The organism is Halalkalibacter wakoensis JCM 9140, from assembly GCF_000513095.1.
GTDB lineage: Bacteria > Bacillota > Bacilli > Bacillales > Bacillaceae_D > Halalkalibacter > Halalkalibacter wakoensis.
In genome coordinates this window covers 1-14,254 of sequence record NZ_BAUT01000091.1, presented here as the reverse complement: position 1 = coordinate 14,254, position 14,254 = coordinate 1, and the positions used below count along the sequence as shown (strand labels likewise).

Sequence of the window (14,254 nt, the reverse complement as noted above, 5' to 3'; positions counted from 1 at the left end):
GAAGTTGGGTTGAAAAAGGCGCTAGTGCCATGATGACAGCGATGGTTGCTTTGATGGATAAAGTTCCGCTCAAAACCCTGATTGGTCGTGTGGAGAAATGGAAAGAGCCAAAAGAAGAACGTCCTCCAAAGTATTTTGTGGAGAAGGTAGAAAGTACCATTGGCGAAGCAACACGTAACAACGTCATGTATCTCAAACAAAGAGCAAATATTCCAGTTTACCGAGCACTGAAAGACTTGAAAGGTTTTTAAAAACAGTAAGATTCTAGACAGAGGAGAACCATAAATTCATGAATTCGCTTACGCCTATGAGGATGGAAGATATTCCTCCCACAAAAGGTTGACACAATCACAGTCACTATAACTCATGATAGTTGTATGAAACGGTGATATAATAATGGTAAAGAGTAAAAGGGGCGGTATATATTATGAAATGGTCAGAGGTTAGAACAATGTACCCAAATCAATATGTGAAACTTAACATCATTGACTTTTACCTAGAAGATGATAAAAAAATTGTAACAGATGTTGCGTTAATTAATGTTATTGAAGATCCAAAATTAGCTACTAAAGAGTTGCTTAAATCTAAGGATGATACAATTGTTTATCATACAGGGGCTGAAAATATTGTAATTGAGATGAGAAAAGCAATAGGTTTAAAAGGTATCAGATTATGAAGTTAGACTTTGTGAATCATTTACTAGAAGTAGAAATGACTATTTCTTACAAAGGCAAAAAGAAAACAATAGATAAGCTTGTTATTGATACAGGTGCAGCTCATACTCTTATTTCATCTGATATGGTTGATGAGATAGGCATATATTTTGAAAATGGAGATCCTCTTGTAAGCTCTTATGGAATTGGCGGTGAAGAGTATTCTTTCCGTAAACCAGTTGATTTTATCAAGCTGGGCAATTATGAAATTCTAGATATGAAATTAGACTTTGGCAATTTAGATGATTGGGGAATCAATGGACTAATAGGATAGATATATTAATGAATGGACAGTTTATCATTGATTTAGGGAAATTAGAATTAATCCAAAATTAGTAGTGCAGATAAAACTATTAATACTGCGACTGCCATTGCTAGAAACTTTAAGATTAACATTATGGCTTGGGATAAATGCTACGATGTTATTTTTATATTGATGTTTGTGAGGTAGTGTACTTAAACTATAGGGCTTATGTTTAACAATATACAGGTAGCGACAGGCACTTTTTCTATTGAGTCCCTTTTGGATAATAAATAAAAATAGGGCTAGAGATTCACTCAACAGAAGCACCGAGCACAAGAACCGTCCAAATGCTTCCGGAATGCGGCTTTGAATCCTTTTTTGTATAGTAAGCCCCCATCCAAACAACGCATATAAACCAACAGCGCCTCCTGGTACGATACATGTATCAAATAAAGGAGGTGCTTTTCTATGCCGCAACAAAAATTAACAATTGTCCCCGTTACACTTCACCCTAAAAAACAAGACCTTACATCGTCCTTTTCTCCGAGTAAGCGAAGAAAAAAACGCCAAAAATTCTCGAAGCCAATTGTCGATAAATTCTTCGAATGGGTTGAATCATCCCCGTTTTACGGGAAAAATGCCCTCGCAAAAGCAGCTGAATACACATTGAACAGAGCAACTGGTCTGAAGGCTTTCCTAGATGATGGACGCATTGAGATTGATAATAATCCAGCCGAAAATGCCATCCGCCCTAATGTTTTAGGGAGAAAAAACTGGCTCTTTTCCGTCAGCGAAGCTGGAGCAAAAGCGAACGCCATTTGTTTGAGTATCGCAGAAACAGCTAAAAGCAATGGAGTTGATTTCTACGAATACTTGAAAAAACTCTTAACGGATTTACCCAATCTCGGAATCCAGCAAAATCCAGACATCCTGGACAATTATATGCCTTGGTCAAAATTAATACAGGCCGAATGCCGAAAATAAGCCGTATATCCGACAAAAAAGACAGGATATACGGCTATTTGTCATGCGCACCGCTTGGTATACATTTTTTCTATAGTTCGGGCTTACTTTGTATATGTGTAAAAGACCATCCTACCAAAACGGTGGCTGGATGGTCTTTTAAAACAACTCCCTGTCAAAACGGTGACTGGAAGTAATGCATGATAAAATATACATAAAGCAGATGGATGGTGTTAATGCTCTCATCATTGCCGGCATATCACCATCTTCCTTCAGTAGGAAGATGGCCACCTCGTTATCGCCGAGATAGAATGAATACTAAATTGGTTTCTGATGTGGATGCCGAATTAAAAATATTTCGACACTTCCACCGGTAATAGGGTAAAAGACTTTATATGGATCAGATTTCCCCGCTGAAACTAAAACCATCCTGAGATCGTCAGGGAGATTTTTAATTAGAACATGTCTTCCAGGGATATAGATAGAAAAATCTTGATGTTCAAAAAACACATCGATTGTATTTTTAAGATAGCCAGCGATAGGTTGTAATTCCACACTAGCTCTCCACTGATCTAACTTTAATAACGACTGAATAGCGGATTTTCTCCAACATATTCTCATGCTAGTTATAATCCTAATATTTCATTAATTTCTTTATCTGTTAATATTGGATTATCTTCGTTTAATGCCATGAGTAATTGTTCTTCTTCTTCTGGATCTGTCACTTCATAACAATCTGTTTCCTTGGCGTTTTCTACTTCTAGTAATAAGAATTTTCTTTCACCAACTTGGATATAAGTGTTACCAGAATTTATTATTTTTATAATGTCTAAGTTATCAATTTTTATAGGTTTCAATTTAATCACCTACTATGATTTATTTATTCCAGTATAACGGATTCAGTTCAAATAATAAACTGGGGGAAGCTGAAAATAGGTGTTAGTTGAAGGTATGGCTAATTCCATGCCTGATCGCAGTAGAGAATAAGTCTACTGGAAGTTTGCAGGCACGGAATTAAAATAAATTGCATTGGCATTTATTAGCTCTTATTAAGGGTCATTGAGAATTAAAAATAAAGTTTAACCGGTTGCCTTTGCATTTTTTAACATCATGTCTAAATCATATTGAAAATTTTCGATAGCTCTCTTTTTCTGTTCAACTGCATGTCTAATAATTAAATTTCTTATATCGTCATTAGATAGCTTATCTACATTTGAATCTTGTCTTAAAAGCAAGCGTGCACGATTGAAAATCCCATCATTTATACGTAATGAGTGCTCTTTCGGATATGTTACGAACTCATACATTATCTCTTTGTACCTAGGTAATAAAGTGCTTCTAGCAATTTTATTTGCTATTCTACCTAGATCGTATTTACAGGCAAGTATTCTTATCTTTGTTGGGATATCTTCATCTAGCAAATACTTAGTTACTTTTTCAACAGGTATCCCTAGCTTATCTGCAATTTGTCTTTGTTTCTGGTTATATTGGTTTATCAAGATGGAAAACTGATTCATCTTTAGTGCCCACCTACTGTTAGATAAAAGTAATTCTCGTAACGCTGCGTATCGTACTTCGAGTTCAGATTTATACTCTCCGACTCTACAAAGAACGTCAATCTTCCTATTACTGTTGTATAGGGAGAAGTAATAGTCATAACCCTCCGCAAGAAATAATTCGCCTGTTTTTGACTTATAAACAATAAGGTCTAAAGTTCGATTGTTTACCTTATACATTGTCAATTTTTGTTTAGCAGTGTCTTGAGATTGATAAATCCTAAAGAAGGGCTCAATTTCATCTAAAGAAAATAATTCATATTGCATATGAATCCTCCCTCTATAAATAAGAATTATTTTCTTAACTTTATGAAACTACTTGATTGTCCTATAACTTATGAGATTCAAAGATAAGTGCCTGTCACTAACTGAAGTATGTTGATGTGTCGAGATACTTCAGTTAGTGACAGGCACTTTTGCTCATTTGTATGGTGTATTTTTAGTTGCACAAGCTGCCATTAAAGAATTTTTAAAAGCTGGTAGTGGTGTTATCGTTAATACGGCTTCGATGTATGGGTTGGTTGGTTCTCCTGGAAGTGCAGCAAAAGCTATTCATGGCTAGCGATGACTCTGCCTTTATGACTGGTAATTCCTTAATCGTTGATGGCGGATATACAGCACAATAATAGGTGAAATGTAAATTTAGCCAAATGAATGTTTGTACCCCGGTTTGTCGGGGAATGGATGCTACAAGGTTGTTACCATACTAATAAGCAGAGGATGATTTTCATGGAAAGGTTTGAAGGTAAGGTTGTACTAATTACTGGAGCAGGATCTGGTTTAGGTCGTGCAGTTGCATTGCAGGTAGCGAAAGAAGGAGCGAAGCTATCTTTAGTTGATTTAAATGAAAAAGGCTTAGAAGAAACAAAAAGCGAGATTCAAAAAGTAGTACTAAATGCCGAGATGCTTTTAGTAAAGGCTAATGTCGCGAACGAAGATGATGTGAAAAATTATGTAGATAAAACAGTAGAAACGTTTGGTACAATTGACGGTTTCTTTAATAATGCTGGAATTGAAGGGAAACAAAACGAAACTGAAGATTACGGTTCTGATGAATTTCGTAAAGTTTTGGATATCAATCTAAATGGAGTCTTTTATGGAATGAAACATGTTCTTAAAGTGATGAAAGAAAAAGGTAGTGGCCATATCGTGAATACGGCTTCTGTTGGCGGTATTCGTGGTGTTGGTAACCAATCAGGTTATGCGGCTAGTAAGCACGGGGTCGTTGGGTTAACACGTAACTCAGCTATTGAGTACGGGCAATTCGGTATTACGATAAATGCAATTGCCCCAGGAGCCATTATGACGCCAATGGTTGAAGGATCGTTAAAACAAATTGGTGGTGAAGATGGTTGGGAAGAAGTAGGGAAAGCGTTTGTAGAACCTAATCCGATGAAACGTTTTGGTAAACCGGAAGAAATCGGCTACCTTACTGCCTTCCTTCTATCTGATCAAGCAGGATTTATCAATGCAGCTGTAGTGCCAATTGATGGTGGACAATCTTATAAGTATTAGTTTTAAGTGCCTGTCTCTCCCCGATTTTTGCCAACATCATCGACATAATAGGGATGATGCAGGCACTTTTTTGATGATTTTAAAAAAATCCTCCTACGAAAATCAACTCATCTCCCTATATATAAATTGAAAACATACATAACACAGGAGGTTGTTTAGATGGCTAAATTCCGCATGATTCAAACAGGATTTTGGCATGATCCAAAGGTGATGGAGGAGATGACACCGGAGGATAAGTTCTTTTTCATGTATCTTCTCACCAATCCGCAAGTAACTCAAATTGGCATTTACCGGATTACGAAAAAACAAGTCGCTTTTGAAACGGGTTTCTCCGTCGAAACCGTGCAGCTGTTATTTGAGCGCTTTTTGAACCAGCATAAGCTCATTCGGTATAACGCGGAAACAAGGGAGCTTGCGATCAAGAATTGGGCCAAGCATAACCTTGGGCGTGGAGGCAAACCGATGCTTGATTGTATTCAAAAGGAATTAGAGGATGTTAAGGATCGTTCGCTTATTGGATACATTGGACAGTTTGTAGCCAATGAGTCGATTCGGGAGCTTTTTGCATCTTTTTGCCTTCAAACAGACGATACGTTGACGACAAGTGGACAAGAAGAAGAATAAGAAGAAGAAGAAGAAGAAGAAGAAGAACAAGACCGATACGCCGCGGTCTTTCGGTTTTACGAAGAAAACATGGGAGTCTTAAATCCTTTTATCGCAGAGTCGATCGTCCATTGGGTTGAAGAGCTAAGTCCAGAAGTGGTGCTGTTAGCGATTCAAAAGTCGTTGATGAGGCAAAAACGCTGGGATTATGCAGAAGGGATTTTGAAAAAATGGGTAAACCAAAATGTAACAACCATTCAAGCGATTGAAGCGGATGAAACCCACTTCCAGAATAGCTTTATGAACCCAACTGATTTACTTGAACGAATGAAACGAGGTGACTTTTCATGACAAACGAGGAAGCTGCCGAGGTTCTTTTAACCATTCAAGAAGTCAACGTCGGCTGCTTCAGCAAGTTTCCTTTGTGTCCAGCCTTTTTCATTGCGTAGTCCTTGGATTTGTTTTCCTATGTATCGATTGATCTGCTCATCATAATCCACCGGCTTTTGCTCCTTTTTTCTACTTAGTATGAGATTGGTAGAAAAGAAAGAGGAACTGTCTATATACTGCAAAAAGGGACTATGTGAAAAATGGTATAAGTTTATTTATGGATAGGGAGTGGTACGTAAAAAAGCCCTCCAAAAAGGAAGGCTCCACCCATCATTCATAACTAGCATCAACTCTTAAATCAACACCCAACCCAATCATCTGAAGATGCAACACACATTCTACCAATTTCACCGTCTGATACGTAGCTTTGTAATCCACACTCTCCCAATCCGTATGTTCATTATCATATCCAACCGACAAGTTCACAGACGGAATACCATAGCTAGCGTAAACTTTTGCATCGCTTAATCCACCAGAGGTAGTTTTCCAGTTACTCATGCCGAGTAACACTCCTGCTTTTTCAAATAGTTCACCGTAACTTGTTGGGCAAAAAGAGGTTGTGCCGTTTGATGTGACGATGTCTCTTGTATTTCTTCGGTCGACAACGATCGCTCCGTCAACGTCTCCTAAAAACTGTACGTCCATGTCTTTAGAGCCAACACAGCCTATTTCTTCTTTGACAGTAAAAGCAATTTTTAAGGTTCCGTTAAAATTCGTTTTCTGTATCCTTGATAAGACCTCTAAGATAACCGCAATTCCTGCCCGGTCATCAGCACCTAAAATCCCTGACGAACTGGTCAAAACCGTTCTGTTTTCAAAAATATGACGACCCTCTTCAAATTCCTCCACTGTATCCATATGAGCAGAGAGTAAAACAGTTGGTCCATCGCCGCAATAAAGGTAGGCTAGTAGATTTCCGGCTTTGTCCATATACGTATAATCCGTTAGTCGATGCAACTTTTGTTGTAAGTATGCTCGAATACGTCTCTCGTTCCCACTGGAGCCTGAAATAGACAATAGTTTCAACAAGTGAGGTTTGAATTTTTCTGCCTCAAAATCTTCTATTATAGCTGGGTTCATAAGGAAGGCATGAAGGCGTTCAGCGATTTCTAATAGCTTATGAACTTCTCCTTGCTTGTATAAAAAGCTAACCTTCTTTCCGGAAAAACGAACCTTTACATCAACAAGTGAACATCCTTGAATGAGGTTCATTTGTTGATTCGTTAGATGGTGTTTCAAGTAAATATGGGCTGGTCTTGTATTATGCCCATCGCAACTATTAACCGTATAAATGCCAAGAGCATTGAGCCAACGCACCATACCTCGCATATGTGGATCAAGATCTGCTAAAGGGATTTCTTGTTTTTCTGGATCGATCAGAACCTTGCCGCCACCTCTAAAATGATGGGAAGCTGAGTTTAAGGCTTCGATCCATTTTAATTCTTGAAGAGAGGCAAGATCCTCCCGGTTAACTTTTGCGTAATAGATAGCTTGATTCAAAAAAAGTCCAATGTTTGTCTCCTCTTGTAAATCTGATTGTTGAAATCCGTGACGTGTTAAAAGTGAATGTGCTGCCATGATCAACCAACTCCTCTTATGTGATGTCATCAGTGTACCAAGTTGGCCGTGACACCTCTGTCACAGGAAAAAGGTGAATGGGAGGGAGGGAGCGAACTATAGAGGACATACAATGAAAAAGGAGTTCCTATAAATGAGACAACGAATGTCTGAACTGACGGAGAAAAAACTATTAGAAAAAGAAGCTGATTGGTGGGACCGAGAAGATGAGGGCGATGGAAGGTGGATTAATGAAGGCGTGCGAATCTTTCAAAATCTCTCAAGAAAAAATAGAGAAGAAATCCGCTATAAAGAAACGCTTGCGTACTTGTTGCTAATGCAAGGAGAAGATCTGAAAATGCGCCAACGTTCTTATGAAGATGCGATTACGAATTTTAAAAAAGTGATTAGGCTAGATCCCAATAACGCTAGAGCGTATTACCGCTTAGGCTTTCTATATTTTTATGAAGAAGCATGGAGCGGTCGATTGACTCCTTTCAACATGCCTTGAAACAGAAAGCACGACAAATGCGAAATCAATTAACAAAAGAACAAACGATCAAAGCACACCATTACATCTTAAAAACTACGCAAATCATCGTATCTGAAACGCTGCTTCAAATTAAAAACATCCCGCAAGAAGAGTTAGATTTGTTTGGTGAAATCAACCTTCTTATAGAAGAGATGAAAGAAGGTTACGGTGCAAACGGGCAGGAGAAACCTTATCAAATGATCAAAAACGGGAAAGAGTTCTATGATATTAGTGAGCGAGAATATGAACTACTTTCGATATAGATGAAAATAAAGAAGTTATCATACTTAATCAAATAAGCTTGAATGACACGAAATTGTCTTTATATGGAAAGGAAGTAGGGATTCCAAGTAATCAAGTGTTACTCCTAGAATATCTGATGCGTCATCCAGAAGGAGTTCGTCGTGAAGAGATCATTCAAAGGAGATTTCGACAGTCGAGGGATCCTGAAAGTGCCTTAAGGCAAAACATTCGGAGGTTACGAGCGAGGTTAGAAGGATTGGTTCCTCTTCATGAGTTTATACAGACGATTGATGGAGGGTATCGGTGGAATACGCTGCATGAGTATCGCATGTTTAAGCATAGTAGGGATGTTAGTACGGATTTGCTTTTGGATTAGGTTGGGGGGGATGGTTTGACAGAGGTGAATCATATCGAAAAAATATGTTGGTGAATACCACTTTTTTAAAACAATAGAAAAGAGAAGAAAATGACGCCTTCTTCCTTTTCCATGCCTATTCCTCAAATTCATATATTCATCAAACGGATAAGTAGGCTTATTAGTCTAGCAGTTACAATGCTTAGCAAAATAATAAAACAAAGTTACCTTAAATTAAAACAATGAACCCCCCTCAATGTCAGGTGATTTTTTATTTTATTTTACTATTCTTAGTCAGATCAATTAGTATTCCATTAGAGCCTTTTACTTTAATTTTTCCCTTTGTTAGTACATCTTTGTCCTTTTTAGATAATAAAACAGTGTTATACGTTTTATCGTTTTCCTCTATTTCATAATGAACGTCATAAGCATTCAAACGAAAGAATATGTTTAAAATAGGGTTTATGTAGATCATTTCATATTTTAAATAAATATAACCGATAAATAAGAACAGGATAATAAATTGGGCAAGCCCGCTGTATGTTGTAAGGTTTAGTGTTATAAAGGGAAGAATATAAACAGCAATATAACTCGTAAGGTATTCGTGGTTCTTATCTTCGACATCTACAACCTTAACTTCATAGCTAAGACTACTACTGGTACTGTATGTGTTTCTTAGCATGAAATATATTAAGCCAAATAGAAATAATATAAATGTGATAAAGAATGTTGTTATCCAAGCCTCTGGATACGAAAAAACCTCATCTAAATTGTTTTTGATTTTTTTGGAATCTAGAAAATCTAAGAAAGCGATCTTATACTTCAGATTCAATTTATCCCATAAGGAGAAGGAGTTTTGAACGATGATAGTCAAATAAAGAGGGATATAAGCGCTTAATAATAAAATAATATTGGCTTTTAGTTTCTTATTATTTAACAACGCCTTCTCCCCCTCTACTAATTTGTTACACTACCAACTTTTCGAACTGATGAAGCGATATATCTTTCCATATCTACTGCATCTGTTACGCAACCGCCACGAATAAGTGTGATAACGTCAGAAATATTGCAATTCTTGTTGGTGTAAATTATTTTATTCCCAGCATCATCAAATTCAATTTTAAGCCCGTATTCATTGGCAACTCTTTTAGCGTTACTAAAGTTCGATTTAAGCCAACTTAATCTATCTTCCTTGATAACTGAAACCAAACGTTTTACAAGTGTCACACTCTCAACGCATCTTGAATGAAAGTCATCAAAATTATCGATAATGTTAATATCTTTTAAGTCGTCAAAATTAGCATTAGCAAAATTAACGTGTGCTTCTGTATAGGAAAAGAACTGATTGAAATAATGATTGTTGGTTACAAAACACTCATCTTCAAACTCAATTGCATCGGCTTTAAAATCTAGAATAAGCCTATCGTCACTTTTGATGATTTTAACCTCGCCTTGTATAAAATTTAAAACTTTACTTTCCTTCATTAGTTTAGCATTGACTTGTTTGCGATAAGTCCTCATTAGTTTCCCATCACTATTTTTCATAACAATAACATAACCCCAAATATGAACTGGATCGAAATCTGTATCATCAGTAATAGTTCGACTTTCTGCCGGTATTAACACTTCTTTAACCTTGCTAATGTTAGGTACTTGGGATGAAGGAATTGTTTCAATAGATCCTTTTTCAGTAACACTAATATCATATGGCGTCAGTTCTTTACCCTTTACCAAATCAGAAATATATTCCTTGTAATCATCTAAAAAGGTTTCATAATCACGACGTCTAAATCCGAAGTAAGAACTCGAATATAGGTATTCGGCTGTTTCATCATCAACACTTCTAAAAATGAGATATATTTTTGTATCCTTAATGTCCTTACTGTAAAACTCCTCAACCTTATTTGATAGTCTAGTTTGCGTCATTGTCACACTCCTTATTTCGACATAATATTCATACTCTTATAACATATCACACAAATCGAAAACGAGGTACAGAAAAATTGTATTTATTTGGGAATTATTTGTTTCGTTATCCGAAAAAAACAGATGCTTAGAAGGTGCTTAAAACGGCTTTATTAATGATAGAATCGTAGATTAGAACGATCAAAAAAATAAATTTCAATAAGGGATTTGTAAAAAAGTAGAAAGAGGGTGCACAGCAAATAGAAATTTCTATTCGTACTAAATCTCTGCTAAATAGGGGTAATTGAGTGTCTTGAACTGAAGTTTACCGCTGAAGTAAGAAAAGGAATTAAGCTATCGTTTAAGTGCCACTGTTACTCTCCGAAGTATGTCGACATCATCGACAAAATCCCGGTGGTGATAGGCACTTTTTGTTACATAAAAACAGTCTGTTCACCCCCTTTAGACAAAGAGAAAGGTCACTATCACTGTTCAAAGTATGTTGGAAATACGGTGTTGCCAGGCTATTATTACTGTTAACTAAATTCTAAGAAATAAGTTTCGTCGTTCAACTTATAAATTCTAACGTAGTCTCTACCATAGGAGTCAAGGTCATTAATAGTTATTAAATTTCCTAATTCCACTCCTAAACGCTTTCTGAAGTATTTTCCTAATTCACTTGTGTCTCTGGATGTTGTAATAGCTTTTGCATTATCTTGTGACATCACGCAAATAAAGTGGTACCCATCGTCAGTAACTAACACAAATTTTTCTTTTTGATTAGGGAAAAAGTCAGGATATGTATTTCGAATATGAGTTGGAACATTTATATAGGCTTGATTTTGGTTTCTTCCTGATCTTTGCCCCCAATTCAATCCACTTTTTAAAGGCACCTTGTTCTCGTCATTAGCTTCAGTTAACTTTAAATCAACGTAAGGTCTGCCATTAGTATACTTAATTAAATCCAGGGTATTTATATTATTAGAATTACCTCTATTACTCAAGAATTTAACCTGATTATAAACATTAGGGTCGATACAGCTAATAATCTTCTGTAATCCTAAAAGTTCATTTTTAGTTTCTAAATGATTTACTCTTGTCATAACTTCTTTGTACTTACTAAAGCTGTTCCTGGTAAATTCTGCAGAACCTATAAAAACTAATTCTTCAGTTTTTTAATTGATTTGACCAAATATAAATATTTGAATGTATCGGAGGAGACCCTAGATAATAATTAATAGATAGGCGTCCAGTATTTTGAGTTAACTTAACGTATTCATTATGATCCCAGATAGGAATAGTTTTTTCATTTGCTAACCCAATAATGATCTTTAACTCTAACTTCTCCAATGAATAAAGCAAATGATGAATAAAGGCTGGCGAGGTCTGTCCTGTTACTACAGAAAGTTCTTGTAACCCTTCTCTATAAGGTTTTATAATAATATCTTCTAATAAGTTTTCTGTATAGATCATTTTAGCCCTCCGTAGCTCAAATATTATCCATAAAATAACATTTGCTTATATGTATTGCAAATTAAGAAGGCAAATAATTATAAATTTCATTGGAAACAGAACATACGATCGTATATTATAAAATATAGTTGAGTTCTATCTTTATATTGAAACTTAAACAAGGTGAGGTTAGCCGGTATAGTTTAGTTACTAAAATGGAGCTTAAGAGGTGATTAATTTGGAGAAATTAAAGGTGGTAGATTTATTTTCAGGTGCAGGAGGCTTAAGTGCTGGCTTTGAACAAACAGGTTGTTTTGAAGTAGTTGCTGCAGTTGAACTTGATAAGTATGCACGAATGACATACAAAAGAAATCACAAACGGTTAAAAGATGATTTGTTTTTTAAAGACATACGCGATATAAAAGAAGCTCAAATTGAACTACTAAAGGAAACTGGTGTTGAGGTAGTAATCGGAGGACCACCTTGCCAAGGTTTTTCTAACGCTAATCGTCAGAAGAATTCAATTATCTCTAGTAATAACCAGTTAGTAAAAGATTATATAAAGGTTATTGAAAAGCTTGAACCCTTAATATTTGTGATGGAGAATGTTAATACTATGCGGTCCGATAAACATAAATTTTTCCTTTCTTATTCTGACAAGGAAGAATTAGAAGATTTGAATTTAGTCTATACTACTGAGAAAATAATAATTGGTGATTCTTCAATAGTATCGGAACCATTCATAAAGTCACTTGATGAAATTAGCAAGATAGACCCTTTTTTAATTGAAGAGGACGTATTTTCAAAGATAGGTTCTTTATTAAGGCAAAGGTCAATTGATAAGGTGAAAACATACCTGGAAAAACAAGGAAATTTTAATTACTTTGATAATCTAATACAGAGATGGGAGAATCTCCACCAAAAATATATTGGGCAATATTATATAGATGAATGGGATTCGCTTGGTAATTGTTTGGGGGAAATACTGCTAGGAGAAGATAATAATAACTTACTTAAACACTTATCTTTTATTATCGAGACCCAAAAAACACTCATGAAATTAAAAGAATTACTTCACCATCAAATTGATTTTAAAATTGAAGATAGCGAAGGGAATATTGTGGTTAATCTTAAAACATATAATGTTTTTGAATATGTTAAAGAGAAGTTTAAGTCTATCGGATACAGAATAAATGAAGATGAAAAGTATATTTTAAATGCAGCTAACTTTGGTGTACCTCAATTTAGAAAAAGATTATTCATTGTCGGAGCAAAAGAACAATTTTTAAATGAAAACAATCAAATTATTAAGCTTCCAGATGAAATTATTATCAACGAAGAGAGTTATTATCGAATCGGTGATGCGATTCAAGATTTAGAGGAGTTAGACACTAGTACGGATGTTAATGCCCCATCAATTTCTATTAGAGGATCTAATGTTAATGTCAAGACAGGGATTAATAAGTATTATAATGAAAACAATACTTACGAGATATACAATCATGTGAGGACTGATACAAGAGAAAACTGCGTTAAAACGCTTTGAAAAATTGCGTCCTGGTCAAAACTTTCATGATTTAGATGATTCACTTAAAACATCCTACAGTGATCATAGTCGAACTCAGAATACCGTATATAAACGTTTGAATTATAATGAAACTTCTGGGACAGTCCTAAATGTAAGGAAGTCTATGTGGATACATCCTTCAAAAATAGAGCAGTTACTATTAGAGAAGCTGCAAGATTACAGTCATTTCAAGATAACTTTGTATTTGAAGGTACAAAAGATGCACAGTATCAGCAGGTAGGAAATGCTGTTCCTCCTTTATTAGCTCGATTCGTCGCAGAAAGTGTATTGAAAACACTCGGTAGAGAGCCTATAACAAGAGTTAGTGAGTTTATTAAACAAGATTTATATATGAAAAATAAAGAAGTCTTGGCTTTAAAATAAACCCAAGAGTATGCTTTCCTGTGTTAGCGAAGGTTAGCGATGAGGAAATGAACATTTGAACGTCTTTGCGTATCTCAAACAGAAACATGGTATTCATTTGGATCAATCTAAAGGAATCGGTACAGGCGTTGCTATTTTTCCCTTGCTATTACTTGAACAATTTAGAAAATTGGTATTAGGGGCGTTAAACCGAAAAACTTAGTAATGAATTTAGTAATATGTAAGTTCCAGTAAGCTTAGAGGCATGGTATACTCTAGGCTTTTTTGTATACAAA

The 14,254-nt window shown here is 35.7% G+C and carries 19 protein-coding genes and 3 pseudogenes; 13 read left to right on the top strand and 9 right to left on the bottom strand.

The genetic code is table 11. The features are described 5' to 3' along the window. From JCM9140_RS19895 to JCM9140_RS19880, 4 genes and pseudogenes are all read left to right on the top strand, one after another. A pseudogene (locus JCM9140_RS19895) lies at window positions 1-251 on the top strand (ISLre2 family transposase); the annotation flags it as partial. Between the two features lie 176 nt (window positions 252-427). Then, a complete protein-coding gene (locus JCM9140_RS19890; RefSeq protein ID WP_034750713.1) occupies window positions 428-676 on the top strand; it encodes a hypothetical protein in 249 nt (82 codons plus the stop codon). Continuing rightward, complete coding sequence (locus JCM9140_RS19885) at window positions 673-987, top strand: retropepsin-like aspartic protease (protein ID WP_235715416.1); 315 nt, start codon at window positions 673-675, stop codon at window positions 985-987. The genes JCM9140_RS19890 and JCM9140_RS19885 overlap by 4 nt, the downstream gene beginning before the upstream one ends. A 438-nt stretch (window positions 988-1,425) precedes the next feature. Beyond that, a complete protein-coding gene (locus tag JCM9140_RS19880) occupies window positions 1,426-1,941 on the top strand; it encodes an IS66 family transposase (protein WP_235715415.1) in 516 nt (171 codons plus the stop codon). Between the two features lie 297 nt (window positions 1,942-2,238). Here JCM9140_RS19880 and JCM9140_RS19875 read toward each other — a convergent pair whose 3' ends face one another. The 3 genes from JCM9140_RS19875 to JCM9140_RS19865 all read right to left on the bottom strand — a co-directional run bounded on the left by JCM9140_RS19875 (window position 2,239) and on the right by JCM9140_RS19865 (window position 3,743). After that, window positions 2,239-2,475, bottom strand: coding sequence for a hypothetical protein (locus JCM9140_RS19875; protein ID WP_034750710.1), 237 nt, complete (start codon window positions 2,473-2,475; stop codon window positions 2,239-2,241). Between the two features lie 71 nt (window positions 2,476-2,546). After that, window positions 2,547-2,777: a hypothetical protein gene (locus tag JCM9140_RS19870; RefSeq protein ID WP_034750707.1), complete on the bottom strand. Its 231-nt coding sequence runs from the start codon at window positions 2,775-2,777 to the stop codon at window positions 2,547-2,549. A gap of 222 nt (window positions 2,778-2,999) precedes the next feature. Next, entirely contained in the window at window positions 3,000-3,743 is a 744-nt protein-coding gene (locus JCM9140_RS19865) for a hypothetical protein (RefSeq protein ID WP_034750704.1), read from the bottom strand. Window positions 3,744-3,900: 157 nt separating this feature from the next. Between JCM9140_RS19865 and JCM9140_RS23370 the strand changes: the two are divergent. From JCM9140_RS23370 to JCM9140_RS22830, 4 genes and pseudogenes are all read left to right on the top strand, one after another. Then, window positions 3,901-4,102: pseudogene (locus tag JCM9140_RS23370) on the top strand (SDR family NAD(P)-dependent oxidoreductase); the annotation flags it as partial. Between the two features lie 103 nt (window positions 4,103-4,205). Then, window positions 4,206-4,991 (top strand): glucose 1-dehydrogenase, encoded by a 786-nt coding sequence (locus JCM9140_RS19860; RefSeq protein WP_034750700.1) that lies wholly within the window; start codon window positions 4,206-4,208, stop codon window positions 4,989-4,991. Window positions 4,992-5,150: 159 nt separating this feature from the next. Then, the gene (locus JCM9140_RS22835) at window positions 5,151-5,615 is read left to right on the top strand and encodes a calponin homology domain-containing protein (RefSeq protein ID WP_052002418.1); all 465 of its coding nucleotides are present in this window, start codon (window positions 5,151-5,153) and stop codon (window positions 5,613-5,615) included. A gap of 60 nt (window positions 5,616-5,675) precedes the next feature. Next, a pseudogene (locus JCM9140_RS22830) lies at window positions 5,676-5,945 on the top strand (DnaD domain-containing protein); the annotation flags it as partial. 26 nt (window positions 5,946-5,971) lie between these two features. On the opposite strand, the gene JCM9140_RS24005 reads toward JCM9140_RS22830, so the two are convergent. Both JCM9140_RS24005 and JCM9140_RS19850 read right to left on the bottom strand, forming a co-directional pair. Then, window positions 5,972-6,094: a helix-turn-helix domain-containing protein gene (locus JCM9140_RS24005; RefSeq protein WP_162232216.1), complete on the bottom strand. Its 123-nt coding sequence runs from the start codon at window positions 6,092-6,094 to the stop codon at window positions 5,972-5,974. A 160-nt stretch (window positions 6,095-6,254) separates the two neighbouring features. After that, the gene (locus tag JCM9140_RS19850) at window positions 6,255-7,562 is read right to left on the bottom strand and encodes a M20/M25/M40 family metallo-hydrolase (RefSeq protein ID WP_081727795.1); all 1,308 of its coding nucleotides are present in this window, start codon (window positions 7,560-7,562) and stop codon (window positions 6,255-6,257) included. A 133-nt stretch (window positions 7,563-7,695) separates the two neighbouring features. On the opposite strand from JCM9140_RS19850, the gene JCM9140_RS19845 reads away from it, so the two are divergent. Genes JCM9140_RS19845 through JCM9140_RS19835 form a run of 3 tightly spaced genes read left to right on the top strand, consistent with a single transcriptional unit; the run spans window position 7,696 to window position 8,692 of the window. Continuing rightward, the gene (locus JCM9140_RS19845; RefSeq protein ID WP_034750697.1) at window positions 7,696-8,052 is read left to right on the top strand and encodes a tetratricopeptide repeat protein; all 357 of its coding nucleotides are present in this window, start codon (window positions 7,696-7,698) and stop codon (window positions 8,050-8,052) included. A gap of 17 nt (window positions 8,053-8,069) precedes the next feature. Then, entirely contained in the window at window positions 8,070-8,336 is a 267-nt protein-coding gene (locus JCM9140_RS19840) for a hypothetical protein (RefSeq protein WP_034750694.1), read from the top strand. 53 nt (window positions 8,337-8,389) lie between these two features. Further along, window positions 8,390-8,692: a helix-turn-helix domain-containing protein gene (locus tag JCM9140_RS19835; protein WP_162232215.1), complete on the top strand. Its 303-nt coding sequence runs from the start codon at window positions 8,390-8,392 to the stop codon at window positions 8,690-8,692. A 250-nt stretch (window positions 8,693-8,942) separates the two neighbouring features. Here JCM9140_RS19835 and JCM9140_RS19830 read toward each other — a convergent pair whose 3' ends face one another. From JCM9140_RS19830 to JCM9140_RS25015, 4 genes are all read right to left on the bottom strand, one after another. Continuing rightward, on the bottom strand, window positions 8,943-9,611 hold the full coding sequence (locus JCM9140_RS19830; protein ID WP_034750688.1) for a KwaA family protein: 669 nt from the start codon (window positions 9,609-9,611) through the stop codon (window positions 8,943-8,945). 17 nt (window positions 9,612-9,628) lie between these two features. Further along, the gene (locus tag JCM9140_RS19825) at window positions 9,629-10,597 is read right to left on the bottom strand and encodes a Kiwa anti-phage protein KwaB-like domain-containing protein (protein WP_034750685.1); all 969 of its coding nucleotides are present in this window, start codon (window positions 10,595-10,597) and stop codon (window positions 9,629-9,631) included. Between the two features lie 515 nt (window positions 10,598-11,112). Further along, window positions 11,113-11,679 (bottom strand): phospholipase D-like domain-containing protein, encoded by a 567-nt coding sequence (locus JCM9140_RS22825; RefSeq protein WP_052002414.1) that lies wholly within the window; start codon window positions 11,677-11,679, stop codon window positions 11,113-11,115. Window positions 11,680-11,743: 64 nt separating this feature from the next. Further along, window positions 11,744-12,049: a restriction endonuclease PLD domain-containing protein gene (locus JCM9140_RS25015; RefSeq protein WP_034750682.1), complete on the bottom strand. Its 306-nt coding sequence runs from the start codon at window positions 12,047-12,049 to the stop codon at window positions 11,744-11,746. Window positions 12,050-12,266: 217 nt separating this feature from the next. Between JCM9140_RS25015 and JCM9140_RS24215 the strand changes: the two genes are divergently transcribed. Further along, entirely contained in the window at window positions 12,267-13,574 is a 1,308-nt protein-coding gene (locus JCM9140_RS24215) for a DNA cytosine methyltransferase (protein WP_052002413.1), read from the top strand. A 147-nt stretch (window positions 13,575-13,721) separates the two neighbouring features. Then, the gene (locus tag JCM9140_RS24210) at window positions 13,722-13,979 is read left to right on the top strand and encodes a DNA cytosine methyltransferase (RefSeq protein WP_052002411.1); all 258 of its coding nucleotides are present in this window, start codon (window positions 13,722-13,724) and stop codon (window positions 13,977-13,979) included. Window positions 13,980-14,254: the final 275 nt, after the last annotated feature.

Bases quoted from the DNA above. Each gene is read 5' to 3' on its own strand.
- JCM9140_RS19825 (WP_034750685.1), bottom strand. From the start codon at position 10,597: ATGACGCAAACTAGACTATCAAATAAGGTTGAGGAGTTTTACAGTAAG.
- JCM9140_RS19885 (WP_235715416.1), top strand. From the start codon at position 673: ATGAAGTTAGACTTTGTGAATCATTTACTAGAAGTAGAAATGACTATT.
- JCM9140_RS25015 (WP_034750682.1), bottom strand. From the start codon at position 12,049: ATGATCTATACAGAAAACTTATTAGAAGATATTATTATAAAACCTTAT.
- JCM9140_RS22825 (WP_052002414.1), bottom strand. From the start codon at position 11,679: ATGACAAGAGTAAATCATTTAGAAACTAAAAATGAACTTTTAGGATTA.
- JCM9140_RS19860 (WP_034750700.1), top strand. From the start codon at position 4,206: ATGGAAAGGTTTGAAGGTAAGGTTGTACTAATTACTGGAGCAGGATCT.
- JCM9140_RS19840 (WP_034750694.1), top strand. From the start codon at position 8,070: ATGCGAAATCAATTAACAAAAGAACAAACGATCAAAGCACACCATTAC.
- JCM9140_RS19850 (WP_081727795.1), bottom strand. From the start codon at position 7,562: ATGGCAGCACATTCACTTTTAACACGTCACGGATTTCAACAATCAGAT.
- JCM9140_RS19865 (WP_034750704.1), bottom strand. From the start codon at position 3,743: ATGCAATATGAATTATTTTCTTTAGATGAAATTGAGCCCTTCTTTAGG.
- JCM9140_RS19845 (WP_034750697.1), top strand. From the start codon at position 7,696: ATGAGACAACGAATGTCTGAACTGACGGAGAAAAAACTATTAGAAAAA.
- JCM9140_RS22835 (WP_052002418.1), top strand. From the start codon at position 5,151: ATGGCTAAATTCCGCATGATTCAAACAGGATTTTGGCATGATCCAAAG.
- JCM9140_RS19890 (WP_034750713.1), top strand. From the start codon at position 428: ATGAAATGGTCAGAGGTTAGAACAATGTACCCAAATCAATATGTGAAA.
- JCM9140_RS19880 (WP_235715415.1), top strand. From the start codon at position 1,426: ATGCCGCAACAAAAATTAACAATTGTCCCCGTTACACTTCACCCTAAA.